The organism is Nonomuraea sp. NPDC049028, from assembly GCF_043197735.1.
GTDB lineage: Bacteria > Actinomycetota > Actinomycetes > Streptosporangiales > Streptosporangiaceae > Nonomuraea.
The window spans coordinates 658,640-684,903 of record NZ_JBICTR010000004.1; the positions used below are offsets into that span (position 1 = coordinate 658,640).

Below are 26,264 nucleotides of genomic sequence, written 5' to 3' on the forward strand. Positions count from 1 at the left end.
CCCCTGGAGGTGCGATGCGCTCCCCACGTCCAACCCACGCCCTGACCGCTCTCGGCGGCCTGCTCCTGCTCGCCGGCTGCGGCGGGGGCGGCTTCGCCGGCGGCTCGTCGGCGCAGCAGAGCGAGGGGGGCCAGGTCACCGTACGGATGCTGGTCAACATCACCCCGAACCTCACCCAGGCGTACTGGGACGGGCTGGTCAAGCCGTTCGAGCAGGCCAATCCCGGCATCGACGTCAAGATCGAGGCGCCGACCGGCAAGGGCGTGGCCGACACGCTGCCCCAGCAACTCGCCGCGGGCAACGCCCCCGACGTGGTGGAGACGCTAACGGCCGACGAGACGCTCTCCAAGCAGATGCTCGACCTGACCGACCAGCCGTGGGCGAAGGACACGCCGCTGGTCAAGGAGGCGAGCCTGAACGGCAAGGTCTACACGGTCGGCGTCGGCGTACAGGCGCAGTCGCTGGTCTTCTACAACAAGGCCACGTTCGAGAAGGCCGGGATCGACAAGCCGCCGACCACGCTCGACGAGTTCGACACGGTCATGGGCAAGCTCAAGGCGGCCGGGACGCTGCCGCTGCAGACCGGCGGCGAGTTCCTGACCGGGCTCCAGCTGCTGCAGTTGTCCAGCCCGTCGCGCGCCCAGGCCCACCCCACCTGGCAGCAGGACATCAAGGCGGGCAAGCTCAAGGCGGGCGAGTCGCTGCTGCCGTTCCTGGAGCGCTACCGCACCTGGATCGACAAGGGCTACGTCGACAAGAACGCCCTGGGCATGAAGTACGCCGACGCCGAGACCGCCTTCCTGTCCGGCAAGTCGGCGATGTACGTCATGGGCAGCTGGTTCACCGCCGCCGAGGCCAAGTCCAAGAAGGACTTCGAAGTCGGCGTCTTCCCCGCCCCGGTCGACAAGGGCCTGAGCTACCCGGGCCCCCAGGGCGCCACGATGGCGGCCCCGTACATGATCCTCAAGTCCACCCCGCAGAAGGACGCGGCGGTCAAGCTGGTGAAGTGGCTCGTCACCGACCCGGCGGCGGTCAAGAGCCAGCTCAAGCAGGACGGCAACTTCCGCAGCGGCGTGGAGCGCGAGTTCACCCCGCTGGAGAAGCAGGTGCAGCAGATCCTCGACGGCGCCCCCTCCGGGGTCCCGCAGGGTGAGGGGTACGGGGACGCGACCCTGCCCAAGGGCTTCAACGCCGCCTGGAACACCGAGGTCCAGGGCCTGTACGTGGGCAAGTCGCCCAAGGAAGTGGCCGAGGGCGTGGACCGCTGGCTGGCCGGCCGTTCATGACGCTCACCCAAGAAGCACCCGTCGTCACCGCCACGGTCGTGCGGCGCAAGCCCAGGAGCCGCGACGGATGGGCCACCGCGATCATGGTCGCCCCCGCCACCGTCCTCTACACCGTGATGCTGATCATCCCGGTCGGCCTGGCCCTCTACCTGAGCCTGACCGACTGGGACGGCTTCAGCGCCAACCCCGCCTTCGTCGGCGCCGCCAACTACGTCAACCTCCTGGACGACCCCGAGCTGCGCCGCGCCGCCCTGGTCACCCTGCTGGTCGCGGCGGCGGGCACGGCCGGGCTCAACCTCCTGGGCCTCGGCTTCGCCCTCCTGGTGAACGGCGTCTCCAGGGCGAACACGTTCTTCCGGATCGTGCTGTTCTACCCGCACGTGCTCAGCGCCCTCGTGGTCGGCTTCCTCTGGTCGGCGATCCTCGGCACCACCGGCGCGGTCAACAACCTGGTGACCACCTGGGGCGGCGAGGTGCTGCCGTTCCTGTCCGATCCGACGTGGGCCACGATCACCATGATCGCGGTGCTGGTGTGGGCGGGGTTCGGCGTCAACGTCGTGCTGTACCTGGCCGGGCTGCAGGCCGTGCCGCACTCGCTGATCGAGGCGGCGCGCATCGACGGCGCGACCCGCTGGCAGGTGTTCAGGAACGTGACGCTGCCCGCCCTGGGCCCGTCCGTGACGGTCAACATCGTGCTGTCGCTGGTGACGCTGCTCAAGACGTACGACCTTGTGGTGTCGCTGACGGCGGGCGGCCCGGCCGGTCAGACGCAGACCGTCGCCTACCTCATCCTGTGGAACTCCTTCCACGACGCCCGCCTCGGCTTCGGCTCGGCGCAGTCGGTGCTGCTGATGCTGGTGACGGCGGCGCTGGCGTTCGTGGTGACCCGGCTGCGCAGGCGCGGCGAGCTGGCGGTGCACCAGTGAGAAAGCCCTTCCTCTGGGCGACCGTCGCCTTCATGCTCATCCCCCTGTACGTGCTGACCGTCAACGCGTTCAAGGGTCAGCAGGACATCCTGGGCAACCCGTTCGGCCTGGGGGGCCTCACGCTGGAGCCTCTGGGCAGGGCGCTGACGAACCCGCAGTTCAACGTGGTCAAGGGGTACGCGGTCACGCTGCTGTTCGTGGTGGCGGTCAACCTGCTCTCGGTGGTGCTGGCCGCGCCCGCGGCCTACGTGATCGCGCGCAGCCCGAAGCGCCGCTTCCGGGTGCTGATGCTGTTCTTCCTGGCCGGCACGTTCATCCCGGGGCAGGTGCTGGTCATCCCGGTGGTCTACGTACTCAAGACGCTCGGGCTGATGGGCACGATCCGCGGGTTCGTGCTGTTCGAGACGGTGCTCACGCTGCCGTTCTCGATCTTCCTGTACGCCGGTTACATCGCCACCGTCCCCGCCGTGCTCGACCAGGCGGCGGCGGTGGACGGGGCCGGGCGGCTGCGGACGTTCTGGCAGATCGTCTTCCCGCTGATGCGGCCCGCGGTCGCCACGATGGTCATCCTCAACACCTTCTCGGTGTGGAACGACTTCGTGAACCCGCAGATCATCCTGGGCCCCGGCAGCGGCCTGTACACGGTGACCACCGGCGTCTACGCGGCGGTCAGCCAGTACTCCACCGACTACACGGTGGTCTTCCCGACACTGCTGCTGGCCATCGCCCCGCTCCTGGTCTTCTTCGTCTTCATGCAACGGCACATCATCAGCGGCCTCACCGCCGGGGCCACGAAAGGTTGACATGCGGGAGATCACCGCGACTGTCCCTCTTGGCGCGCCGCCCGCCTGGGCGGTGCTCGAACGCAGGCTGTTCGACGCCCTCGACGAGGCGTGGCGGGCCTTCGCCGCCCGCTACTGCGGGCCCGACGGACGGCTCATCTACCACGGCACCACCGAGGACCGGGACGGCGCCGACGACTTCTACGAGGCGTTCTTCAACTGGCCGGCGCTCTACCAGCTCGGCGGCGCCGACGACCTGCTCGACGCGGCCAAGCACCACTGGGAGGGCGTGACCGCGCAGCTCACCGAGCTGGGTTACCTGGTGGACGAGTTCGAGCGCGGTTACGACTGGTTCCACCAGGGCGAGTCGCTGCTGCTGTTCTATGGCATCTGCGCCGCAGACCCGCGCGACGAGCGCTATCGCGAGCGGGCCCGGCGGTTCGCCGAGCTCTACCTGCCCGGCTCCGCCAACTACGACGCCGATCTCGACCTCATCCGGGCCCCGCACAACGGCGCGGGCGGCCCCCGCTACGGCATGCAGCGGGAGTGGGCCTCCTACCACGCGGGCCTGACCAGCATGCGACCGTACGGCCTGCCGCTGCGCGACCTGCCCGGGATCACGACCTGGGCGGACCTGGCCGACCCCGGCAACGCCGCCCGCATGGGCGCCGCGATGAGCGAGCGGATCGGCCGCGGCGACGTGGCGGTCAACCTGGCCGCCACCAGCCTGGCCGTCAACGCCTGGCTGTACGACGGCGACGACCGCTACCGCGACTGGGCGCTGCGCTACATCGGCGCCTGGCAGGAGCGGGCCACCGCCAACGACGGCGTACTCCCCGACAACGTCGGCCCGTCGGGCAAGGTCGGCGAGCTGCACGGCGGCCGGTGGTACGGCGGCAACTACGGCTGGCAGTGGCCGCACGGCCTCTACAGCGTCGGCGCCGCCGCGGCCGTCGCCGCCGTCAACGCCCACCTGCTGACCGGCGACGACGCCACGCTCGCCATCGGCCGCGACCCCCTGGAGAGCGTGTACGCCCACGCCAGGCAGGCGAGCGTGACCGGCACGGAGATGAGCACCAGCGACCGCTGGCTGGCCGAGCTGGGCGAGGAGGCCGGGCAGCCGACCATGCTGGTGCCCAACCGGCACGACGACGGCGGCTGGTTCGACTTCCAGCCGCCGCAGCTCGGCCTGCCCGTCTGGCTGTGGCAGGCGAGCCGGGCCGCCGAGGACGCCGACCGGCTGGACCGGCTGCGCGCGGCCTCGGGCTATGACTGGACCACGGTGCACCCGTTCCGCAACAAGGAGGAGGCCGGGCACGAGGCACCCTGGCTGGAGTACCTGCGCGGCGCCAACCCCGGCTTCCCCGAGGCCATGCTGGCCACCGCGCTCGGCCAGGTGCAGCGGCGGATGGCGCTCATCGACGCCGACCACGCCGACCTGGCCACCGTCCACGTGCACCACTGGCAGCGGCTCAACCCGGTGCTCACCGAGGCGCTGCTGCAGCTGGTCACGGGCACGCCGCAGGTCCTCTACAACGGCGGGCTGCTGCCGACGCGGCTGGCCTACTTCGACGCCGACCGCCACCGCCCCGGCCTGCCCGCCGACGTGGCCGCGCTGGTCGACTCGGTACGTCCCGACGGCGTCCGCGTCGAGCTGGTGAACCTCGGACTGAGCCGGACCCGCCGGGTCGTGGTGCAGGCGGGCGCGTTCGGCGAGCACGACATCGACCGGGCGGTGGTGACCGGGGCCGAGCCCGGCTATCCGGGCGATCCGCGCTCCTACACCGCGCCCCCGATCATTGAGGCCGAGCGGGAGGTGGCGGTGGGCGGTCCGCGGCTGCTGGTGGAGCTGCCGCCCGGGCGCCGCATCCGGCTCGACCTGCACACGACGGCGCGCGTCCGCACCCCGTCGCACCAGCACTACTGACCCGCACCTCTCGCCGTATCAAGCCTCTCGCCGTATCAAGCCTCTCGCCGTATCAAGCCTCTCGCCGTATCAAGCCTCTCGCCGTATCAAGCCTCTCGCCGTATCGAGACCGAGGCCGGGCCCATCCCCGGGCCCTACCGAGTCACGGGCCCCACCCCGAGCCGTACCGAGCCCTATCGAGTCACGGGCCCTACCCCGAGCCGCACCGAGCCCTTCTACCGAGGAGTTTCATGGACGACCCCATCTGGGACCTTCCCGTTCGCGGGCCGCTGCCCGCCGAACCCGATCCCGCCCTCGTGGCCGGGCTGTCCCGGATCAGCTCGGCCACCGCCTGCGCGAAACTGCACGCCCAGGGCATCCGGCGGACCTTCGTCGAGGGACCGCTCCCGCTGGCGCGGGGGCAGAAGATCGCCGGCCGGGTCCGGACGCTGCAGTTCATGCCGCAACGCGAGGACATCGCTTCGGGCCTCGGCCAGGAGTACGTCGAGCGGCACACCGCGCTGTGGGCGGTCCTGGAGGAGGTGCGGCCCGGCGACGTGCTCGTCGTCCAGGCGTACGGCAGCGCCTACACCGGCTGCTTCGGCGACATGCTGGTCCGCTACTTCAAGCGCAAGGGCGGCGCGGGCATCGTCGTGGACGGCCGCATCAGGGACCTGCCCCGGGTCGCCGAGCTGGACGTGCCGATCTGGTCCACGGGCGCGACCCCGCACTACGCCTCGCAGGCGGAGCTGTTCCCGTGGGCCTATGACGTGCCGGTCGCCGTCGGCGGGGCGCTCGCGCTCCCCGGTGATCTGCTCGTCGCCGACGACGACGGCGCCGTGGTGGTACCGCGCCGCCGGGCCGAGTCGGTGATCGAAGCCGCCGCCGAACACGAGCAGTGGGAGCGCTACAGCCGCGCCCGCATCGAGGACGGCGGCGCCCTGTCGGACTACTACCCCCTAACCCCCCAAACCCGCGCCGAGTACGAGCAGTGGCGGGAAGCAAAGGAGAGCCAGTGATCCTCAGGTCCTTGGGTGCGGTCGTCTTATTGCTAGGCAGCTTGACCGCACCAGCGACGGCGGCGGAGAAGGCCACGTGTGACTACTACGTCTCCCCCACGGGCGGCGACCGGGCCGACGGCAGTGCCCAGCGCCCGTGGAAGTCCATCGAGCAGGCCCGCGACCAGCTGCGAACCAAGAAGAAGCACCAGAAGTGCGACATCGTGGTCAACGTCAAGACCGGTGACTACGTCGTCGACAAGACGATCACCTTCACCGAGGCCGACTCCGGCGAGAACGGCCACAAGATCACCTACCGCAGCGCCGACGGCCCCGGCAAGGCCAGGCTGCTCGGCGCCAAGCCGCTGACCGGCTGGCAGAAGTACAACGACACCATCTACAAGACCAAGGTCGACCGCAACTTCTACACCCTCTTCGAGGACGGCAAGCGCGCCACGACCGCCCGCTACCCGAACAGGACCAGCGACGACCTGTGGTCGCCGTATCTGTTCTCGGTGACGCCCGAGGCGGAATACCAGGCCGTGCACAACTGGCTCTTCTTCGACGCCAAGGACATCCCGAAGGAGTGGGACGCCGACTTCGACAAGAACGCCCAGATGGTCGTCTGGTCCGGCGGTTCGTGGAGCTGGTTCACCGACACCGTGCCACTCGGCGGGGCCGACTTCCGCAAGAACTTCTTCACGCTCAACCACGACGCCCGCTTCACCCTCGTCAACAGCCGCAGCGGCTCGCGCTACTTCCTGCAGAACACGCTGCGCTTCCTGGACCAGCCGGGCGAGTATTACTTCGACTTCGCCAACAGCGAGGTCTATTACTGGCCCAAGGGCTCGATCGACAAGGTCATGGCGCCCACGGTCAAGACGATCATCTCGCTGGCCGGGTCGTCCCCCGACCGGCGCGTCCAGAACCTCGCCTTCGACGGGCTGCAACTGCAGTACTCCGACTTCGTCGACTGGTATCGCTATGCCTGGAACGCCCCGGGCGACTCGGGCTACGAGCACAAGTACCCGATCTACGACCGGCAGATCGAGATGCCGCGCAACAGGTTCGGCATGATCACCGTGACGAACTCCCGCGACATCGACCTGACCAGGCTGCACCTGTCCGACAGCGGCTTCACGGGCGTCTTCCTGCTCTTCGCCAACGAGCGGGTCAAGGTGTCGGACAGCCTGCTGGACAACCTCGGCGGCGACGGCATCAAGGTGGAGGGCGGCTACCCCGGCGAAGGTGATATCTCCGGACATCACACGATCACGAATAACTACATCTACCACGTCGGCGAGCTGGTCCCCGGCGACGCGGCCGGCATCGAGCTGATGAGCACGGGCAACAACACCGTCAGCAACATCGTCGTCAAGCACAGCGCCCGCTACGGCATCAGCCTTGAGGTCCGCCCCGAGATCAAGAACGAGGACAACTACGCCCGCAACAACAAGTTCTCCTACATCCGCCTGGAGGAGACCGGCCTCGACAGCGGCGACATGGGCGCCTTCTACACCTACGGCGTGCACAACGTCGAGCCGCACCCGATCGACAACTACGTCACGCAGATGGTGATCGGCGACGTCCTCAACGACCCCGCCGGGCAGATGCCGGACTCCGGCACCCGCGGCGTGCACATGGACGCGGGAGGATGCGGCTTCGCCATCTCCAACGTCGAGGTGGGCAAGGTCAGCGACGACAAGTACCAGGCGTACAAGTGCAACGAGGTCACCAACGCCAACTGGGCGGACGGCTTCGACACCTCGAAGATGGAGTACGACAAGATCGGCGTGACGAGCGCGTTCCCGTACCCGATCCCCAGCTGAGCGCGTTCCCTCAGCCGATCGTGAACTGAGCACGCTTTCCGCAACCGATCGTGAACCGGACGACGACCGGTGGAGCTGGGCCTCGCGGCGATTGCCGCGGGGCCCGTTCCCATAGCGCCGCGATATGCGCGGATGGTATGCCCCTCGCTGATCGGCCCCGTCATACCGTGACGGCACCCCCCGATCCGAGGAGCTTCCATGATCCCTTACCGCCCGTCGGCGGCGGGCGCGGTGCTCGCGATCATCGCTCTCGCACTCACCGCGACCCCCGCCACGGCCGCCCCCGCGCCGGCCGTCCCCAGAGAGGCTGTACAGGCGGCCACGGTGGACCCGCCGCCGGAGGTGCTCGACGCGATGCGGCGCGACCTGGGCCTCACCCGCGAGCAGGTGATCACCCGCCTGGGCAACGAGGAACAGGCCCGCCGCCTCCAGCCCAAGCTGCGCGCCAAGCTCAAGGACCGCTACGCCGGATCCTGGGTGAACCAGGAGGGCACGCTGGTGGTGGCCACCACCGACGCCGCCGCGACCACCGCCGTCACCAGCGCGGGGGCCCAGGCGAAGGTCGTCACCCGGTCGCTGGCCACACTCACCTCGATCAAGGGCACCCTGGACATCACCGCCGACAAAGGCACAGGGCGAAAGGTCCCGGTCTGGTTCGTGGACGAGCGGGCCAACACCGTCGTGGTGCAGGCATTGGACACCGCCGCCGGTGAGGCGTTCGTGGCCGCGAGCGGCGTGGACCGCGCCGCCGTACGGATCGAGACCATCACCGAGCGGCCCGTCACCTTCCAGAACCTGCGCGGCGGCGACGCCTACTACATCTCCGGCGGCACACGCTGCTCGATCGGCTTCCCGGTGACCCAGGGCAGCACCCAGGGCTTCGTCACGGCCGGTCACTGCGGCACTCCCGGACTGACCACCTCCGGCTCCGGGGGGCAGAGCCAGGGCACGTTCCAGGGGTCCTCGTTCCCCGGGGACGACTACTCCTGGGTCGCGGTCAACTCGCAGTGGACCGCGCGCCCGGCGGTCAACCCCTACGGCACCGAGATGGTGCCGGTCTTCGGCTCCGCCGAGGCGCCGGTCGGATCGGCCGTGTGCCGGTCGGGCTCCACCACGCACTGGCACTGCGGCACCATCCAGGAGCGGAACACCAGCGTGACCTACTCCCAGGGGACGATCTTCCAGGTCGTACGGACGAACGTGTGCGCCGAGCCCGGCGACTCCGGCGGCCCGTTCATCTCCGGCTACCAGGCGCAGGGCGTCACCTCCGGCGGCTCGGGCAACTGCAGCGCCGGCGGCACCACCTTCTTCCAGCCGGTCAACGAGATCCTCACCGCGTACGGGCTCACGCTGTCCACCGTGAGCACCCAGTGCGCGGGCCACCCGAACCACCACTTCAACGAGCTGACGGCCCACCAGGGCACCTTCGGCAACCTCATCCCCGACGCCGGGATCTACCCGCCGAACGGCTTCACCTCCGCCGGCGCCGGCACGCACACCGCCTGCATGGATGGACCCGGCACCGCGCGTATGCGGCTCAGCCTGGAGAGGTACACCTGCTGCGGGCCCTTCGGCATCCCGTCCTGGGTGGAGGTGGCGACCACCAGCACCGGCACCACCGTCAAGTCCTTGACCACCAGCCAGCCCGCGGGCACCTACCGGTGGGTGGTCAGCGTCAGCGACTCCATCGTCGTCCCCACCACCCCGATCGGCGAGTACTACTTCCTGGGCACCACCAGCCCCGCTTGACCGCGACGATCCCGGGCCGCCACCGAAAACCGGTCGGCGGCCCCGGGGGATGCTTACAGCGTCCTTGTCATGAACGCGCTGTTCGGGTCGGGCCGGTAGTCCGCGAACGGCTCGCAGTACGCGAACCCAAACTTCTCGTACAGCTTCCTCGCCGGCAGGAAGAACTCGTCGGAGCCGGTCTCGAGGCTGAGCCGGGTGAAGCCCATGCGCGTGGCCTCGGCGATGATGTGCCCCAGCAGCAGGGACGCCACCCCGCTGCGCCGGCGCACCGGCCGGGTGCGCATCGACTTCACCTCGGCGTGTTCGGCGTCCAGCCGCTTGATCGCGCCACAGCCGACCAGGGTGTCTCCGTCGACGACCGTCCAGAACGTCACCTCGGGCGCGCGGAGCGCGTCAAGGTCGAGGGCGTGCTTGCTCTCCAGCGGCGTGATCGACCGCATCTGCTGGAGATGTTCGTCGAGGAACGCGGCGATCTCCGGACCGGAGAGGTCGTCTACGGCGATCTTCATGGACTCCGTCCCCTTCTTATCCCCGAACGGACTTATCCCTGAACGGTCTTATCCCGAATGGGCGGTTCGGAGATTACCAGGGCTACCGGGAGGCTGGTCTGACCAGGCCGCAGTCGTAGGACAAGACGATCACCTGGGCGCGGCTGGTCAGTCCCAGCTTGGCCATCAGGCGGTTGAGGTGGGTCTTGACGGTGCCCTCGCTCACCGACAGCCGCTCGGCGATCTCCTTGTTGGACAGGGCGTGCCCGACCAGGCCGAGCACCTCGGTCTCACGGCTGGTCAGGCGGTCGAGGGCCGGTGGCGGGGTCTCGACGGCCGGCGGCGGGTCGACGAACGCCTCGATCAGCCGCTTGGTGGCGACCGGGGCCAGCAGGATGTCGCCGGAGACGACCGTGTGGATGGCGGCGATCAGGCGTTCGGGCGGCGTGTCCTTGAGCAGGAAGCCGCTGGCGCCCAGCCGCAGCGCGTTGAAGACGTACTCGTCCAGGTCGAACGTGGTGAGGATGAGCACCTTGGGCGGCGTCCCCTCGGCGGCGGCCAGGATCCGCTCGGTGGCCGTGATGCCGTTGATGCCCGGCATCCGGATGTCCATCAGGATCACCTCGGGCTTGACCGCGGCGGCCAGGCGCACCGCCTCCTCACCGTCGGCGGCCTCGCCCACCACCTCCAGGCCCGCCGCGCGCAGCAGCGCGGCCAGACCGGCACGGATGAGCACCTGATCGTCGACCACGAGCACTCTGATCATGAGCTCGCTTCTTGAGGCTGATCGTCGGGCGGGGACAGCGGGAAGATCGCCAGCACCTCGAATCCGCCCAGCGGCAGCGGCCCTGCGTTGATCGTTCCCTGATAAAGCCTGACACGTTCGGTCATGCCGATCAATCCGTGCCCACGAGAACGGGAGCTCCCGGTGGCCGCGGCGCCGTCGTTGGTCACGCGAAGGGCCAGCGTGGCGGGGCCGTACGTCACCCGGATCTCCACCCGGGCGCGACCGGCGTGCTTCAGCACGTTGGTCAGGGACTCCTGGACGATGCGGTAGGCGCACATGTCCAGGCCGGGCGGCAGCGGCCTGACCTCACCCTCGACGATCACCGTGAGCGGCAGACCGGCCGCGCGGATCCGCTCCGCCAGGGGTTCGAGGCTCTGCAGGCCGGGGGCGGTGGAGTAGAGCCCGTCGTCCTCGTCGTCGGCCTCGATCCGCAGGATCGACAGCAGCCGCCGCATCTCGGCCAGCGCCTCGTGGCTGGTGCCGGCGATGACCCCCAGCGTGGCGTGCGCGGTGGCCGGGTCGGACAGGGCGACGTAGCGGCCGAGCCCCGCCTGGACGGAGATCACCGACATGTGATGGGCGACGACGTCGTGCAGCTCGCGGGCGATCCGTACCCGTTCGTGGGTGACGGCGCGGCGGGCGGCGGCGTCCTGCTCCCGGTGGAGCTGGTCGGCCAGCACGGCGAGCTGCCGGGTACGTTCGGCCAGCAACCGCGTGCTCGTGCCCGCGCCCACGGTGTAGGCCGCCACCAGGAGCGACTGCCCTAACGCCGACCACAGCGCGACGTCGGGCTGGCGGACCGAGGCCTGCGTCCACTCCGTCACGATCAGCGCCGCCCCGGCCAGGGTGAACGCCCAGGACCGGTGGGCGGCGACGGTGTAGAGCGTCACCAGCGGCCCCATGCTGTTGAGCCCGAGGTGGTAGCCCAGCATGTGGTAGACCAGCGCCGCCCCGGTGGAGACCAGCAGGACGGCGACCGGCGCCCGCCTGCGCAGTGCCACCGGCGCGTTCACCAGCACGGTCAGGGACAGGGACAACGTGTCCGGGGGCCGCCCCTTGCCCGGGTCGTACATCTCCCACAGCCAGGTCCCGACGACCAGCGCCAGGGCCAGGGCGCCGTCGAGGAGCAGGGGGTTGACCGCGGACACTCGCCGGACGAGTGATGCGGCGCTGATGGGCATCCGCCACGCTAACTCCGGGATCGGCCGTTACGCATCTACCTGGGGTTTACCTCGGCTGCCGCGGAAGTTGCAGGCCAGCTCGCGCCGGAAACCCCGGCGGGCCCGCGCCGCACGTCGCGTGCGCGAGAGCCCGTCCAGCGGCCGGTGACCGCGGGCCCATCCCGTAGCAGAATGTCATGGGGGCAGTTTTCGCAGGTGAGAGGGAGTGAGGCGGCGTGCTGAACAACATTCGGCCCCGCTCATATGCCGTGAACGGCTTGCGGATGCTTGCCGTCGCAGGCGCCTATTTCGCAGCTGCGAAGGTGGGGTTGGCGCAGGAGCTGGTCGGCGGGCAGGTCACGCCGCTCTGGCCGCCGACGGGCATCGCGCTGGCCTGTCTGCTTCTCATGGGCATCCGAGTCTGGCCCGGGATCACTCTCGGTGCGTTCCTGGTCAACCTGATGCTCGGACCGTCGTTGCTCGCGGTCGCGGCGATCTCCGTGGGGAACACCTTCGCTCCGGTGTGCGCTTACCTCCTGCTCGTTCGCGCGCGTTTCTGCATCGAGCTGGATCGGTTGCGGGACGCGCTGGCGCTGGTCTTCCTCGGCGCCTTGACCGCGATGCTGATCAGCTCGACGGTGGGCAGTGGCGTGCTCCTGCTCGCCGGCGCACTGCGAAGCGGTGACTTCTGGCCGACGTGGTCGGTGTGGTGGACGGGCGACGCGATGGGCGTGCTCGTAGTAACGCCCATCCTGCTGGTGCTGCGCACATCCCGGACTCCGTGGGACGCTCGTCTGTCCCGTTGGGGCGAGGCTGTGGCCTTGGCCGTGGGCACGCTCCTCGTCACGGTGGTGGCAACGGTGAGCTCCATCAACCTGCTCTTCCTCGTCTTCCCGTTCCTGATCTGGGCCGCCCTGCGTTTCCAGCTGGCGGGCGCCGCGGCATGCGCGCTGATCGTGTCGACGGTCGCGATCGTCGCGGCCGCGCAAGGTTCGGGCCCGTTCGCCGAGCACGGCCTCTTCCTCAACATGGTCACTCTGCAAGCGTTCAACGGGGCCGCGTCGCTGACCGCCCTGCTGCTGGCAGCGATCATCGCGGAGCGAAATCAAGCCCATGAGAGGCTCGAGCACATCTGTGCGCGCCTTACTGAGGTCGCGGACCGGGTCGACCGGGAACGGACCGCGGCCCAACGGTTGCCGCCCGCACCCGAAGTACGGCGCGAAAGCGGCTGATGTCATAACGATCTAGCGCACGTAGACGTTCGGCTGGGCCGGGGTGGGCATGCCGTTGCCGATGAAGTAGCTCGGGTGCGGCGGCTGGTTGTAGGCGGTGTTCTGCCAGGCGATCGCCACCCGGTACATCGGGTCGTGCATGAGGGTCCACAGCCGCCGGGTCGTCACGGTGGGGGTGCTGTAGATCCGCAGCGCCGTCTCCGACGTCGTCGGCCAGACGACCTCCTCGCGCCAGTCACCGAACAGGTCGGCGGACAGGGACGGGGTCGACTTGGTGCCGTTGTTGGCGTGCACGCCCGAACCGGTGAGCAGGCGGGTGTCGGCGCCGGTGCCGTACTTGTCGATGTGCGTGCCGTCGAGCAGCTCGCGGACCGGGTCGGCGTCCCACCAGATGAGGAAGTTGGTCGAGCCGGGCTTGCGGCCGATGTTCGCGCCGGAGGTGTTGAAGATCCCGGAGACGGCCGACGACCACGATTCGGCGCCCGCGCTGCCCGCGTACACGTCGTCGGACACGCCGCGCCCGTTGTCGCACCCGCAGGAGGGGTTCGTCCAGATGACGGCGCCGGTCCGGGCGTCGACCATGGAGGTGGCCGGCTGGTTGGTGTTCTCGTGCGGCTTGAACACCTCGAGGCCGGAGCGGGCCGGGATCAGGTCGCCGACGTGCAGCGCGTCACCGTGGAACAGCCGGGTGTTCCACAGCGGGCTCCCGTTGTCGTCGATCGCCTCCGAGCCGTAGATGATCTCGTCCCGGCCGTCGGCGTCGGCGTCCGCGATCGACAGCTGGTGGTTGCCCTGCCCCTCGTACTGGGAGCCGGACACGTTGGAGTCGAACGTCCACCGCTGGGTCAGCGCGCCGCTTCGGAAGTCCCACGCGGCGATCACCGTACGCGTGTAGTAACCCCGCGCCATGATCAGGCTGGGCCGCTGCCCGTCCAGGTACGCCGTACCGGCCAGGAACCGGTCGACCCGGTTGCCGTAGGAGTCGCCCCAGCTGGACACGGTCCCGCGCGGCGGGTTGTAGTTGACGGTGGACATGGCCGCCCCGGTCTGACCGTTGAACATGGTCAGGAATTCCGGCCCGGACAGGACGTATCCGGAGGAGTTCCGGTAGTCCGCGGACGCGGAGCCGATGACCCGGCCGGTGCCGTCGACACTCCCGTCGGCGGTCTTCATCGCGACCTCGGCCCTGCCGTCCCCGTCGTAGTCGTACACCTGGAACTGGGTGTAGTGCGCCCCCGCGCGGATGTTGCGGCCCAGGTCGATGCGCCACAGCCTTGTCCCGTTCAGCCGGTACGCGTCCACGTACACGTTGCCGGTGTAGCCGGACTGGGAGTTGTCCTTGGCGTTGGACGGATCCCACTTGAGCACGAACTCGTAGCGGCCGTCACCGTCCAGATCGCCCACGCTCGCGTCGTTCGCGCTGTAGGTGTAGGCGACCCCGTCCGGCGTGGTGCCGCCGGCGGGCCGCTGGATCGGGACGTCCAGGTACCCGTTGGCGAACTGCGTCGCCGCCGCGGAGGGCGCCTGCTCCACCCCGCCGACCACGGCGCGCACGGTGTAGGTGGACGTCGCCGCGGCGCCGGAGTCCAGGTAGTTCGTCGAGCTCGTGATGGGCGACGAGGTCAGCAGGGTCGAGCCGCGGTAGACGTTGAATCCCGTGCTCATGCTCTCGCTGCCGAGCAGCCGCCAGGACACCAGGTTGCCGCTGCCGGAATGGACGCTGATCAGGCCGCGATCCAGGTTCTCCACCTGCCTGGCCGCGGCGGCTGAGGCGGTACTGACGTTCATGGTCCCGGTCAGGGCGAGGACCACGGCGATCACGAGAGAGAGGGAGCGCCTTCGCGCGGGAAGCATGCCTGCTCCTTTCGGACCTGATCAGTAGACGTAGGGCCAGCCCGCGCCGTCGTAGGCGATGAGGTTGATGCCCAGCAGCAAGGCGCCGTTGTCGGCGTAGTGGTAGAACAGGACGTCGGCGTCGCTGTCCGTGATCACCGCCTGATGCCACAGGTAGTAGTACGACCCGTGCCGGAAGATGAACGGCGCCTCCACGGCCGTGCTAGCGCCGGTGCGCTGCGCGATCGAGTAGAGCACGCTCCCGCTCCGCAGCCCGGCCGAGGAGTTGAGCGGGATCAGCTTGATGCCGTTCCAGAACGAGCCGAAGGACAGCCACCAGTTGCCGGCGGCGTCCGTGACCAGGTTGGGGTCGATCGCGTTGTAGCTGCTGGCGGAGGTGGTGGAGATGACCAGGCCCTGGTTGGCCCACGTACCCGAGGCGCCGGTGGCACTGGTGGCCAGGAAGATCGCCGAGTTGCGGGAGCCGAACGTGGAGGCGGCGTAGGCGATCACCGCCGTGACCAGCATGGTCACAAGAGAGACGAGGAATCGCGCCATGGGCCACCTCGCTGTTATCGCTAACACCTGAGGGGATCGCCGGTGAGTCTTCTCGGCCGTACGGGGAGCGTCAAGGCGCGGGCTCGGAGCCTTCGGGTCTTGCCGGGTCAGCTCGGTGCGGCCGGTGAAACGTTCACCCCGTGATCCATCACCGCGAAACGCGTAGAAGGACCAGCGCTCCCCCGTACGCCACGGCGTACCAAGTGGGCGGCCACGCGCCTCCGGCAACAGCGGCGGCGAGGCTGATCGCCGAGATCGCGGCGATCAGCAGGACGGCTGTGGCCCGCTCCCGTGCCGCCAGCGCCGCCAGGGCGGCCCCGCCCAGGATGCCCGAAGCGGCGAGGAGATCCAGCAGCAGCCACGCGTCCAGCAGGCCGGCCCGGGTCAGCAGGTGGAGCAGTGGGAGCGGCAGCGACGGTGTCCAGATCCAGGTGAGCCCGCCTGCCAGGTTCACCACCGGTGGGAGCACCAGCAGCAGCGACGCCGCCGGCGCCGCCCACCGGCGCGGGCGGGCCGTGCCACCGTTCAGGGCCGTACTCCGGGCTTGTCGGTGATTCCGATGGCGAGGCGGACGGAGCGGCTCATGATCGTCCCCTTCTTGATCGAAAAGACGATGTCCGGGTTGGGGGATACGTAGTCGGCGATGGCGACGGCGCGCTCGCCCAGGTACGTGTAGGTGGTCCGATCGAGCAGGATCTCGTGACCCACCCAGCCGTCTTCAACACAGCCGACGGCCAGCGCCGGACGTCCTGCGACGTCTACCGCGTCCGGGTTCACCGTCACCCCGGGGATCTTGGCCATCGCCTGGTAGACGGCCGCCTCCTGGGCCGGGGGGACGAGGTTGTTGTTGAGCAGGGAGCCGAGTATCAAGTAGGCGGTGACATCCCGCTTCTGGCGAACGCCCACGTTTCCGTACAGCCAGGTCAGGAGCGCATCGGGATCCGTTGGCAGCGCCGCGACCGTGGCGAAGTCGGTGGGGGGCATGCCACCTCCGGTGGGCGAGCGGACCAGCTTGCCGCCTTCGAACATGGCCAATACCTTGCCGTCGGCCCGTGTCCAGGCCCGATCCACCCTGCTCTCCAGCGGCGTCTCCGCGGTCTGTACCTCGCCTGAGGTGGCCTTGGGGACACCCTGGTAGCGCGTCTCCATGTAGATCCATTGCTTCGGGCGGGGCGCGGTGAAGGGCCGGTCCCGGGCGACGGCGGCCGCCTTGTGGAGCAGTACCTGCGCGTTGGCGGCCGGCAGCGCCAGGCCCGGGACCATCGGGCGCGGTGCGTCTCCCTCGGGGTTCCCGACGACGGACGCGACCGCCGTGATCACGACGGCCAGCGCTCCCGCCGCGAGGACGCGCCCGCCAGCGCGAGGCAGGCGGAAGCGGCGCGCACGCCGGGGAAGCGCCGCGGTCGCCTCCTGAAGGAGCGCGGTCCTGGCGGCGGAACGGGTGTCACGGGACGGCGGGACGGGCTCGGGCCAGGCCCGGCGCAGGGCGTCCAGATCGGCGTCCGGATGTTCGCTCATGATCAGCTGTCCTTCCTGGTGAGTGCCGGGTCCAGCGCGGCGCGGATCTTCGTCCGGGCCCGGTGGAGCCGGGACCGTACCGTGCCCGCCCGAACGCCGAGCGCCTTGGCCGCCTCTTCGGAGGTCAGGTCGGCCCAGGCGACCAGCAGCAGTACGTCGCGTTCCGCTGCGGGCAGCTCGGCCAGCGCCGCCGCCAGCCAAGGCCGGTCCGCCAGCGAGGCGGCGATCCGGTCGGCGTGGTCCTCGCTGCTCTCCTCGACCCCGGCCCTGGCCAGCGCGCGGTACTGCCGGACCTCGGCCCGGTGGTGGCGGGAGATCAGGTTCGAGGCGATCCCGTACAACCAGGGCCGGGCGTCCGGCCGGGACAGGTCGTAGGTGTCGCGCCGGCGGAACGCGATCAGGAACGTCTCGGCGGCGATGTCGTCGGCCAGGGGCCGGGTGAGCCGCCGCTCGGCATAACCGTGGATCGGACCGTGGTAGCGGTCGAACAGCTCGGCGAAGCACTCCGGCTCCCGTAAGGACCGCTCGATGATCGCGGCGTCCTCCGCCCGCTCCGTCATCGGGGCCATGTCGTAGCTCTTCGAGTCATCGCCTGTCTTCCGTCGCGGGGGATCGGTCCCCCCTCCTTCACCGATAGCCCCAAAAGTGTTCGCTCCGCATAGCTTGGGGGCCATGAGACTTCTGTCGGTGAACGTCGGCCGCCCCATGCCCGTGGACTACACCGATGCCCCGGGCGGGATGACGGGCATCGACAAGCGCCCGGTGACGGGGCCGGTCCAGGTGTCACCCGTCGGCCCCAAGGGCACGGCGGGCGGCGGCGTGGCGGGGGACGCCGTCTGCGACCGCCGCTTCCACGGCGGCAGTGACCGTGCGGTGTACGCGTTCGCGCGCGAGGACCTGGACGCCTGGGAGCAGGCTCTCGGCCGTACGCTGGCCAACGGCGCCTTCGGCGAGAACCTCACCACGTCCGGGCTGGACGTGACCGAGGCGCTCATCGGGGAACGCTGGCAGGTGGGCTCCGACCTGGTGGTCGAGGTGACCGCCGGCCGGATTCCCTGCCGCACGTTCGCGGGGTGGGTCGGAGAGCAGGGCTGGATGAAACGGTTCATCGAGGTCGGCCGCACCGGCGCGCTGCTACGGGTGATCGCGCCGGGAGAGATCCGCGCGGGCGATCCGATCACCGTCGTCCGCCGTCCCGACCACGACATCACGGCGGCTCTGCTGCTCCGCGCCGCCACCACGGAGCGCCACCTGCTCCCGCGTACGCTGGCCGCCGCCGAGTGGATGGAGTCCGAGCTCCTGCGCGTTGCCCGTACGTATACGGAGAAGTACGGGTCACGCGGCTGAACCTATCTCGTGGTCAGTTCACACCAGGCCGCCCTTTCGGATGCGGGCCGCGTACCAGAGGGCGGAGTCCTTCGGGGTGCGCCGCTGGGTGTCGAAGTCCACGTGTACGAGGCCGAACCGCTGTCCGTACCCGTGGGCCCACTCGAAGTTGTCCAGCAGGGACCAGGCGAAGTAGCCCTTGAGCGGGACGCCACTGTTCACCGCCTCGGCGCAGGCGTTGATGTGGCGTTCCAGGTAGTCGACGCGGTCCGGATCGTGCACCGCGCCGTCCTCGCTCACCTCGTCGGCGAAGGCCGCGCCGTTCTCGGTGATGTAGAGGTCGATGGCCGGGTAGTCCTTGCGTAGCCGCTGGAGGAGGCGCAGCAGGCCGTTCTCGTCGATCTCCCAGTTCATCGTGGTGCGCTTGCGGCCGCCGTCCACCCAGCGGACGTCCTCCGCGCCGATCCACGGCGTACTGCCGGAAGGTACGGGCTCGCCGGCCGCCACCAGGGCGGGCGAGTAGTAGTTGACCCCGAGCATGTCGATCTTCCGGGAGATGAGCGCCAGGTCCCCGTCCAGGACGTGGGAGAAGTCGCTGTGGGGCGCCAGGTCGCGGATGACGTCCTCGGGGTAGGAGCCGCGCAGCACCGGGTCGATGAACAGCCGGTTCTGGATGCCGTCTATCCGGCGGGCGGCGTCCGCGTCCGCCGCCGACTCCGTGGCGGGCGTCACGTCCGACATGTTCAACGTGATGCCGATATTTCCGGACAAGATGGGGACGGCTAGGCCGTGGCCCAGCAGCAGGTGGTGCACCGCCTTGACGGCCTCGGACGGCTCCTGACGCCCCGGCGCGTGCTCCCCGTTGGCGTACCCGAGCAGCCCGGAACACCACGGCTCGTTCAACGTCGTCCAGTTCGCCACCCGATCGCGCAATGCCGTATGCACAATGTCGGCATATTCCGCGAACCGATAGGCCGTGTCCCGGTTGGGCCACCCGCCCGCGTCCTCCAAGTACTGCGGCAGATCCCAGTGGTAGAGCGTCGGCCACGGGGTGATGCCGTGCTCCAGCAGCGTGTCCACCAGGCGGCGGTAGAAGTCGAGACCCTTCTGGTTGACCACCCCGCGCTCCGGCACGATGCGCGGCCACGCGACGGAGAACCGGTACGCCCGCAACCCCAGCTCCGCCATCAGCCGCACGTCGTCGGCGTACCGGTGGTAGTGGTCGCAGGCCACGTCGCCGTTCTCGGCGCCCCGCACCTTGCCGGGGACGCGGCTGAAGGTGTCCCAGATGGACGTCCCCCGGCCGTCCTCCGCGAACGCGCCCTCGATCTGATAGCTGGACGTCGCCGCGCCCCAGAGAAAACTCATGCCCTGACGGCCCTCTCCATGATGCCGCCGAGGTGATCCGGCGGCGCAATCCGCTAAAGGTCGTGACCACCGGCTCGATCGTCCCGCCCGCAACGGCCGATCCATTGAGCCGTTGCCACCGCCACAGGCGACCTCGGCGTCCGGTGCGCGGTCGCGGCTCTCTTGGGAACAGACCTGACCTGTGCCGATCGGTGCCTCAACTGCCTGGGAGCGCTCCCATAAACGGTAGACCATCACCTGTGCCGGAGAGAAGAGGGCCCATGGGATGGATATTTACCACTACCTAATCCCTTGACCGTATCTAGGGTGGTCAGTAATGATCACGCCGACGCCGCGGTACCGCACCGAGAGAGGTCCGGCATGCCTGTTCGAGTGCGGCCGGCGTGTGCGCCGGCCGTGGTGACCCTCCCCCTCCAGCGCCTCCGTCGACGACGCTCTCCTGGTGCGCCCAACCCCACCGAGCCCTTCGGCGCACCACACCCCACTGAAAGGTGATTTAGTGCGATTTATCGCAGCAAAAGCCGCCGCAGCGTTAACCGCGGTCGTGGCCGCTGTCCTGGCCGTCCCACCGCCTGCCTCAGCCGCCGCCCAGCTGATCGGCAACGGCGCCTTCACCAGCTCGACGGCCCCTTGGCAGACGATCGGCCAGACGACGATCACGGCCGAGTCCGGCCGAATGCGGGTGAACGTGACGTCCGTCGTCGCCAACCCGTGGGACGCCATGGTGTCCAGTCCCACCACGACCGCCCTGAACGCCGGCAAGAGCTACACGCTCTCGTTCGACGCGTACTCCACGACGGCCTTCAAGGCCACCACGACCGTGCAGTACGTGGCGACGCCCAGCTCCAACCAGTCGCTGGCCGCGCCCGTCCAGCTCACGACGGGCAGCAGGCGCTACAGCATCCCGTTCGTGGCCGCGTCCGCCACCAACACCGCCGCCGAGGTGACCTTCCAGCTCGGCGGGTCCGGCGGCACCCCGACAGTCCGCTTCGACAACGTCTCACTGATGGAGACGCAGACGACCCGGCCCACGGCCCTGTACGTCAACAACCAGTCGAACCCCGCCAAGTGGGTCGCCGCCAACCAGGGCACGAGCGACGCGACGGCCATCGGCTCGAACATCGCCAACAAGCCGATCTTCGAGTGGTTCGGCGGCTGGTTCACCGACCTCACGCTGGCCGTGGACACCTACGTCGGCGCCGCCCAGGCCGCGGACAAGCTGCCGATGCTGGTGGCGTACAACATCCCGAACCGCGACGCCTGCGCGAACCAGTCGGGCGGCGGCGCGGGTGACGCGGCCGGTTATCACGCCTGGATCACCGAGTTCGCCAAGGCGATCGGCAACAGGCACGCGATCGTCGTACTGGAGCCCGACGCCGTCGCCGCCGCCGGCTGCGTGACCCAGATCGGCAAGGATCCGGAAGACCAGTACAAGATGCTGCTGGACGCGACCCAGGTGCTGAAAGCCCAGGCGCCGAACGCCTGGGTGTACCTCGACGCGGGCAACGCCACCTGGATTCCGGCCGCCGACATGGCTCCGCTGCTGGTCAAGTCGGGCATCGCCAACACGCGCGGCTTCTCCGTGAACGTCTCCAACTACATCACCACCGCCAACTCCGAGAGCTACGCCGTCGCGGTCAACGGCTACCTTTCGGGGACCGTCGGCGCCAAGAAGTATGTGATCGACACCAGCCGCAACGGCAACGGCCCTTGGACCGGCGTGGACAACTGGTGCAACCCGCCCGGACGCAAGCTGGGCACCGCGCCCGCCAAGCAGACGAGCGGCGCCGAGTACGTCTTCTGGGTCAAGGTCCCGGGTGACTCAGACGGCAGCTGCAACCTGGGCGCGGGCATCCCGGCCGGCACTTTCAGCCCCAAGCTGGCCATGGCCCTGATCAACGGCACCTCCTAACCCCTAAGTATTTCTGGAGTAGCCCTGGAGGGTGACGTGCCCCGGCCGGCCACGGCGGGCCGGGGTTCACGTGGCGCCACCGACCATCGTGGTGGCAAACGTTCAGTGAAGAGGACGTTCAGTGAAGAGGACGTTCAGTGAAGAGGACGTTCAGTGAAGACGCGCGGCGCCGCGTGTGTGGGCCAGGTCCGCCTCCATGCGTGCGGCGGCCTCGGTGAGCGCGGGCAGGACGTCGCGGATCAGCTCGGCGGGGGTGGCGCGGCTGGCGTGCGTGGCCACATTGACGGCCGCGACGGCCCGGCCGCTCCGGTCGCGAATCGGCACCGCGATGGACCGCACGCCTTCCTCGAGCTCCTGGTCGACAAGGGCGTACCCGTCCAAGGCCGCCTGTCGTACGGCTGCCGCCAGGTCGGCGGGCGCGGTGAGCGTGTGGCGGGTCAGCGGGGGCGAGGGCATCCCGGCCAGCCGTTCCCCGGGCAGGTCGGCCAGGAGAACCCGGCCCATCGAGGTGGCGTACGCGGGGAAGCGCGTGCCCACGGTGATGTCGACGCTCATGATGGCGACGGTCGGCACCCGCGCCACATAGACGACATCGTCCCCGGACAGCATCGCGACCGAGGCCGACTCGTGGACCCGCGCCACCAGGTCCGCCAGGTGCGGCTGGACGATCTCGCCGAAGGTCCGGCCCGACAGGTGGGCGTACCCCAATTCCAGCACCTTGGGCAGCAGGACGAAACGCGCGCCGTCGGCGGCGACGTACCCGAGGCGGTCGAGAGTCTGGACCGCCCTCCGTACGGTGGCCCGCGGCAGACCGGTGGCTTTGGCCGCGGCGGCCAGGGTGAGCCCGCCACGCGCCGAACCGAGCGACACCAGCACGGCCAGACCCCGGGCCAGCGACTGGAGATACTCCGCGCCCAACTCCTCCTTCCTGGCACGAGACGTGTCCACGCCCGCAGCACTCGGCACGGGCGGAGCGGACGGGGCAGCCAGGAGAGGCAGGGCAGGCGGCGGGAGTGGCGGGTCGGTCAGGGGCGCGGCCATGTCCGCCGCCGTTTTCAGCAGGCTGGGCAGGGCGTGGTCGCGCAGGCCGGCGGCCGTGTGCCTGCTGGTGTGGCTGGCGACGGTCAGCGCGCAGACCGTCGTCCCGTCCGCGTCCCGTACCGGCACCGCGACCGCGACCAGGCCGGGCTCGGTGAGCTGGTCGTCCTCGGCCCACCGCGCGGCGGGGTCGAGCAGGATCAGTCCGGCCGCGCAGCGGTCGGCGGGCAGCAGGTCTCCGACGCGGAAGGCCACCGACATGGTTCGCCGGCGGACGAAGCGCCCGACGAAGCGGACCCCGTCGCCGTCCCGTACGGCCAGCGACACCGACTCGTCCAGCTCGTCGGCGAGCCGCTCGGCGTACGGATCGAGCGCCCCCAGACCGCCGCACGTCAGGTACGCCTCCCCCAGCTCCATCAGGCGCGGCGCGAGCAGCACGTCGCGCTCTTCCGCCCGCGCGTAGCCGAGCCGGACGAGCGTGGCCACGATCCGGTCGACCGTCGACCTCGCCAGGCCCGTGGCCCGCACCAGGTCCGTCGCACGCATCGGCCGCCTGGGACCGGCGGCCAGCACGCGCAGCACGGCCAGCCCGCGCTCCAGAGTGCCCGCCGGTTCCATCCGCCCTCCTCCGACCTCAACCAACCTGCCTCCTCCAACCTCCACCCATCCGCCTCAACCCGCGCGCCTCAACCCGCCTCAAGCCGCCCATCCTCGACCCAAGCCGCCCCAAGGACTTTGACAGGGAGCGATGCGGCTCCGCATACTCGACCAGGATAATGAACTGAAGTTCACCTGGCGAACACTACGAAGCGGAGTGTCGTGCGGAGAGACAAAGTGGTGGCCACCGCCCATGAGGCGCTGGCCGATGTGCGGGACGGCGCGTCGTTCGCGGTCGGCGGCTTCGGTCTCTGCGGCATTCCGGACGTGCTGATCCAGGCGCTGTACGACTCGGGCGTGCACGGCATCAGCGTCGTGTCGAACAACTGCGGCGTAGACGGCGGCGGCCTGGGCACCCTGCTGGCCGATCGGCGGATCGCCCGCGTGACCGCCTCCTACATCGGTGACAACAAGGAGTTCGCCCGGCAATATCTGGGCGGCGAGCTGGAGGTGGAGCTGACCCCGCAGGGCAGTCTGGCCGAGCGGCTGCGCGCGGGCGGCAGCGGCATCCCCGCCTTCTACACCCCGGCCGGGGTCGGCACGCCGGTCGCCGAGGGCGGCCTGCCGCTGCGCCACGCGCCCGACGGGTCGGTCGCGCTCGCCTCGCCTCCCAAGGAGGTCCGCGAGTTCGGGGGCCGGCAGTACGTCCTGGAGCACGCCATCACCACCGACTTCGCGCTGGTCCGGGCGGCGAAGGGCGACCGGCACGGCAACCTGGTCTTCAACAAGGCCGCCAGGAACTTCAACCCGCTGGCCGCGATGGCCGCGCGAATCGCGATCGCCGAGGTCGAGGAGCTGACCGAGCTCGATCCCGACGAGGTCCACCTGCCCGGCGTGTTCGTCGACCGCGTCGTGGCTCTCACCCCGGAACAGGCCACCGCCAAGTCCGTCGAACGACGTACCACCTCAACTCCCCCCGAAGGGACCTCGTCATGAGCTGGACCCGGGACGAGATGGTCGCGCGCGCGGCCGCCGAGCTGCGCGACGGCGACTACGTCAACCTCGGCATCGGACTGCCCACGCGCATCCCGTCCTTCCTGCCCCCTGACGTGGACGTGATCCTGCACTCCGAGAACGGCATCCTCGGCGTCGGCCCCTACCCGACGCCGGAGGAGATCGACCCGGACCTGATCAACGCGGGCAAGGAGACGGTGACCGTAAGGCGGGGGGCGTCGTTCTTCGACTCGTCGCTGTCGTTCGGCATGATCCGCGGCGGCCACATCGACGTCGCGGTGCTGGGCGCCATGCAGGTCTCGGCTCGCGGCGATCTGGCCAACTGGATGGTTCCCGGGAAGCTGGTCAAGGGCATGGGCGGGGCCATGGATCTGGTCCACGGCGCCCGCAAGGTGCTCGTGATCATGGATCACACCGCCAAGGACGGATCCCCCAAGATCGTCCAGGAGTGCTCGCTGCCGCTCACCGGCAGGGCGTGCGTGCACCGGATCATCACCGACCTCGGCGTCCTCGACGTCACCGACAAGGGCCTGACGCTGGTCGAGAGCGCGCCCGGCGTGAGCGTCGCGCACCTGCGCGATCGTACGGATGCGCGGGTCATCACCTGAAAAGCCGACGCGGCTAGCCCCCGTTGACGGGCTTGCCCAGCGCGCTGCCGGCCAGCCAGTCGTCCCATGACTTGGCCCACGGTGTCGGGCCGTTGCCGAACCGCAGCTTCCGTGACGTACCGCTGACCTGGATGATGTCACCCCGCTGGGTGAACTCGAAGAACCAGCGGGCGTTGGCCGGGCTGGCGTTGACGCAGCCGTGGCTGACGTTGGAGTTGCCCTGCGCGCCGGTCGACCAGGGGGCGGCGTGGAAGAAGGTGCCGCTGTAGGTCATCCGGACGTTCCATTTGGTAGGGATGCGGTATTCGCCCGGGTGACCGGTGGTCGCGGAGTCCATGATGATGTCCGCGGCCTTCTCCTGGGCGATCATGGTGCCCGAATAGCTGTCGTCGCCCGGTCTGCCCAGGCTGACCGGGATGGTCTTGACGACCTTGTCCCCGTCGCTCACCTCCGCCTCGTGGGTGCGGGCGTTCACCTTGGTGATGTGCTTGGCGCCGACGGTGAAGCTCAGGCTGCGGTCCTTGGTACCCCACACCCCCTCACCCGCCCGTACGCCGGCCAGATGCGCGACGACCTTGACCTTCTCCCCGGTCGGCCAGTACTCACGCGGCCGGAACTGGACCTCCCGGTCGCTCACCCAGCTCCACGCGCCCTCGACCGGCTCGGACATCTCGACCACCAGGGCCCGCTCGATCGCGGCCCGCTCCTCCTTGCCCGTCACCGACCGCGACAGCAGCAGCTGGACGGGCATGCCGACGCCGACCTTCTCGCCGTCCAGCGGCGACATGCCGCTCTCCAGCGCGCGCTTCGGCTTCAGCGTGGTGAATTTCGCCTGCGTCGTAACCTCCTTGCCGTCCGTGCCGGTCACCTGGGCGCTGACCGTGTACGCCGTCGAGGGGCGCAACGGCCACTTGGGGCGCCAGGTCCCGTCGGCGCCCACGGCGCCGCTCACCTCACGGCCCTTGGAATCGGCGACGGCCAGCCGGGTGACCTTGCCGTCGGTGACCTTGACGCTGACCCCGGTGTCCGGCGCGACCTTCTTGGTCCCGTCCGCGGGGCTGATCGCCACCTTCGCCACCGGGCCTTGTGATCGGGGGGCGGCCGCCGGGTTCCGCGCGCCACCGCTGGAGGTGCATCCGGCGGTCAGGGCCACCGCCAAGGCGAGCGCGCTCGCGAACATCGTCGTGCCGGTCCGGCCGTTCCGCATCCTTGATGCCTCCCGTACCTGACGAATAGTCAAATTTCACTCAATCATGTTTGCCAATGGGCCGTACGGCCTTTGCCCCGACGCCGCGGGATCATGCGCCGCCACGCCGCCGCGGCATTGATGATCGCCACTCCCGCACAAT

At 69.7% G+C, this 26,264-nt stretch carries 23 protein-coding genes; 12 read left to right on the forward strand and 11 right to left on the reverse strand.

Annotation, left to right across the window (positions count from 1 at the left end; all coding sequences use genetic code 11):
• The first annotated feature begins 14 nt into the window (after window positions 1-14).
• The 7 genes from ACGFJ2_RS18485 (at window position 15) to ACGFJ2_RS18515 (ending at window position 9,476) form a co-directional block, all read left to right on the forward strand.
• Complete coding sequence (locus ACGFJ2_RS18485) at window positions 15-1,286, forward strand: ABC transporter substrate-binding protein (RefSeq protein WP_393469656.1); 1,272 nt, start codon at window positions 15-17, stop codon at window positions 1,284-1,286.
• The gene (locus ACGFJ2_RS18490; RefSeq protein ID WP_393469659.1) at window positions 1,283-2,212 is read left to right on the forward strand and encodes a carbohydrate ABC transporter permease; all 930 of its coding nucleotides are present in this window, start codon (window positions 1,283-1,285) and stop codon (window positions 2,210-2,212) included. The genes ACGFJ2_RS18485 and ACGFJ2_RS18490 overlap by 4 nt, the downstream gene beginning before the upstream one ends.
• Entirely contained in the window at window positions 2,209-3,015 is an 807-nt protein-coding gene (locus ACGFJ2_RS18495) for a carbohydrate ABC transporter permease (protein WP_357948001.1), read from the forward strand. The genes ACGFJ2_RS18490 and ACGFJ2_RS18495 overlap by 4 nt, the downstream gene beginning before the upstream one ends.
• A gap of 1 nt (window position 3,016) precedes the next feature.
• Window positions 3,017-4,921, forward strand: a complete 1,905-nt coding sequence (locus tag ACGFJ2_RS18500) for a hypothetical protein (protein ID WP_393469662.1) — start codon at window positions 3,017-3,019, stop codon at window positions 4,919-4,921.
• A 230-nt stretch (window positions 4,922-5,151) separates the two neighbouring features.
• Complete coding sequence (locus tag ACGFJ2_RS18505; protein ID WP_357947995.1) at window positions 5,152-5,919, forward strand: hypothetical protein; 768 nt, start codon at window positions 5,152-5,154, stop codon at window positions 5,917-5,919.
• 41 nt (window positions 5,920-5,960) lie between these two features.
• Window positions 5,961-7,727 carry a right-handed parallel beta-helix repeat-containing protein gene (locus tag ACGFJ2_RS18510; protein ID WP_393469665.1) on the forward strand — a complete coding sequence of 589 codons (1,767 nt, stop codon included), beginning with the start codon at window positions 5,961-5,963 and terminating at the stop codon, window positions 7,725-7,727.
• Between the two features lie 198 nt (window positions 7,728-7,925).
• Window positions 7,926-9,476, forward strand: coding sequence for a S1 family peptidase (locus tag ACGFJ2_RS18515; protein ID WP_393469668.1), 1,551 nt, complete (start codon window positions 7,926-7,928; stop codon window positions 9,474-9,476).
• A gap of 53 nt (window positions 9,477-9,529) precedes the next feature.
• On the opposite strand, the gene ACGFJ2_RS18520 is transcribed toward ACGFJ2_RS18515, so the two are convergent.
• From ACGFJ2_RS18520 to ACGFJ2_RS18530, 3 genes are all read right to left on the reverse strand, one after another.
• Window positions 9,530-9,985, reverse strand: a complete 456-nt coding sequence (locus tag ACGFJ2_RS18520) for a GNAT family N-acetyltransferase (protein ID WP_357947986.1) — start codon at window positions 9,983-9,985, stop codon at window positions 9,530-9,532.
• Window positions 9,986-10,067: 82 nt separating this feature from the next.
• Window positions 10,068-10,730 (reverse strand): response regulator transcription factor, encoded by a 663-nt coding sequence (locus ACGFJ2_RS18525; RefSeq protein WP_357947983.1) that lies wholly within the window; start codon window positions 10,728-10,730, stop codon window positions 10,068-10,070.
• Entirely contained in the window at window positions 10,727-11,932 is a 1,206-nt protein-coding gene (locus ACGFJ2_RS18530; protein WP_393469672.1) for a sensor histidine kinase, read from the reverse strand. Before ACGFJ2_RS18530 ends, ACGFJ2_RS18525 begins: the two co-directional genes overlap by 4 nt.
• A 215-nt stretch (window positions 11,933-12,147) precedes the next feature.
• Here ACGFJ2_RS18530 and ACGFJ2_RS18535 point away from each other — a divergent pair, with 215 nt between their 5' ends.
• On the forward strand, window positions 12,148-13,143 hold the full coding sequence (locus ACGFJ2_RS18535; protein WP_357947977.1) for an MASE1 domain-containing protein: 996 nt from the start codon (window positions 12,148-12,150) through the stop codon (window positions 13,141-13,143).
• A gap of 12 nt (window positions 13,144-13,155) precedes the next feature.
• On the opposite strand, the gene ACGFJ2_RS18540 is transcribed toward ACGFJ2_RS18535, so the two are convergent.
• The 5 genes from ACGFJ2_RS18540 to ACGFJ2_RS18560 all read right to left on the reverse strand — a co-directional run bounded on the left by ACGFJ2_RS18540 (window position 13,156) and on the right by ACGFJ2_RS18560 (window position 17,621).
• Entirely contained in the window at window positions 13,156-14,997 is a 1,842-nt protein-coding gene (locus ACGFJ2_RS18540) for a rhamnogalacturonan lyase (RefSeq protein ID WP_393469675.1), read from the reverse strand.
• Between the two features lie 21 nt (window positions 14,998-15,018).
• Window positions 15,019-15,534: a family 43 glycosylhydrolase gene (locus ACGFJ2_RS18545; protein WP_393469678.1), complete on the reverse strand. Its 516-nt coding sequence runs from the start codon at window positions 15,532-15,534 to the stop codon at window positions 15,019-15,021.
• A gap of 148 nt (window positions 15,535-15,682) precedes the next feature.
• Complete coding sequence (locus tag ACGFJ2_RS18550; protein ID WP_357947968.1) at window positions 15,683-15,991, reverse strand: hypothetical protein; 309 nt, start codon at window positions 15,989-15,991, stop codon at window positions 15,683-15,685.
• Between the two features lie 68 nt (window positions 15,992-16,059).
• Entirely contained in the window at window positions 16,060-17,052 is a 993-nt protein-coding gene (locus tag ACGFJ2_RS18555) for a CU044_5270 family protein (RefSeq protein ID WP_393469681.1), read from the reverse strand.
• Between the two features lie 2 nt (window positions 17,053-17,054).
• Window positions 17,055-17,621 carry a sigma-70 family RNA polymerase sigma factor gene (locus ACGFJ2_RS18560; RefSeq protein WP_358173903.1) on the reverse strand — a complete coding sequence of 189 codons (567 nt, stop codon included), beginning with the start codon at window positions 17,619-17,621 and terminating at the stop codon, window positions 17,055-17,057.
• Between the two features lie 103 nt (window positions 17,622-17,724).
• Here ACGFJ2_RS18560 and ACGFJ2_RS18565 point away from each other — a divergent pair, with 103 nt between their 5' ends.
• On the forward strand, window positions 17,725-18,399 hold the full coding sequence (locus ACGFJ2_RS18565) for an MOSC domain-containing protein (protein WP_393469684.1): 675 nt from the start codon (window positions 17,725-17,727) through the stop codon (window positions 18,397-18,399).
• Between the two features lie 18 nt (window positions 18,400-18,417).
• Here ACGFJ2_RS18565 and ACGFJ2_RS18570 read toward each other — a convergent pair whose 3' ends face one another.
• Window positions 18,418-19,746, reverse strand: coding sequence for a GH1 family beta-glucosidase (locus ACGFJ2_RS18570; RefSeq protein ID WP_393469687.1), 1,329 nt, complete (start codon window positions 19,744-19,746; stop codon window positions 18,418-18,420).
• Window positions 19,747-20,245: 499 nt separating this feature from the next.
• Here ACGFJ2_RS18570 and ACGFJ2_RS18575 point away from each other — a divergent pair, with 499 nt between their 5' ends.
• Window positions 20,246-21,658, forward strand: coding sequence for a glycoside hydrolase family 6 protein (locus tag ACGFJ2_RS18575; RefSeq protein WP_393469690.1), 1,413 nt, complete (start codon window positions 20,246-20,248; stop codon window positions 21,656-21,658).
• A 150-nt stretch (window positions 21,659-21,808) separates the two neighbouring features.
• Here ACGFJ2_RS18575 and ACGFJ2_RS18580 read toward each other — a convergent pair whose 3' ends face one another.
• A complete protein-coding gene (locus ACGFJ2_RS18580; protein WP_393469693.1) occupies window positions 21,809-23,314 on the reverse strand; it encodes an IclR family transcriptional regulator C-terminal domain-containing protein in 1,506 nt (501 codons plus the stop codon).
• Window positions 23,315-23,515: 201 nt separating this feature from the next.
• Between ACGFJ2_RS18580 and ACGFJ2_RS18585 the strand changes: the two genes are divergently transcribed.
• Both ACGFJ2_RS18585 and ACGFJ2_RS18590 read left to right on the forward strand, forming a co-directional pair.
• The gene (locus ACGFJ2_RS18585) at window positions 23,516-24,289 is read left to right on the forward strand and encodes a CoA transferase subunit A (RefSeq protein ID WP_357947950.1); all 774 of its coding nucleotides are present in this window, start codon (window positions 23,516-23,518) and stop codon (window positions 24,287-24,289) included.
• A complete protein-coding gene (locus ACGFJ2_RS18590; RefSeq protein WP_358173917.1) occupies window positions 24,286-24,915 on the forward strand; it encodes a CoA transferase subunit B in 630 nt (209 codons plus the stop codon). The genes ACGFJ2_RS18585 and ACGFJ2_RS18590 overlap by 4 nt, the downstream gene beginning before the upstream one ends.
• 13 nt (window positions 24,916-24,928) lie before the next feature.
• Here ACGFJ2_RS18590 and ACGFJ2_RS18595 read toward each other — a convergent pair whose 3' ends face one another.
• On the reverse strand, window positions 24,929-26,122 hold the full coding sequence (locus ACGFJ2_RS18595; protein ID WP_358173920.1) for an Ig-like domain-containing protein: 1,194 nt from the start codon (window positions 26,120-26,122) through the stop codon (window positions 24,929-24,931).
• Window positions 26,123-26,264: the final 142 nt, after the last annotated feature.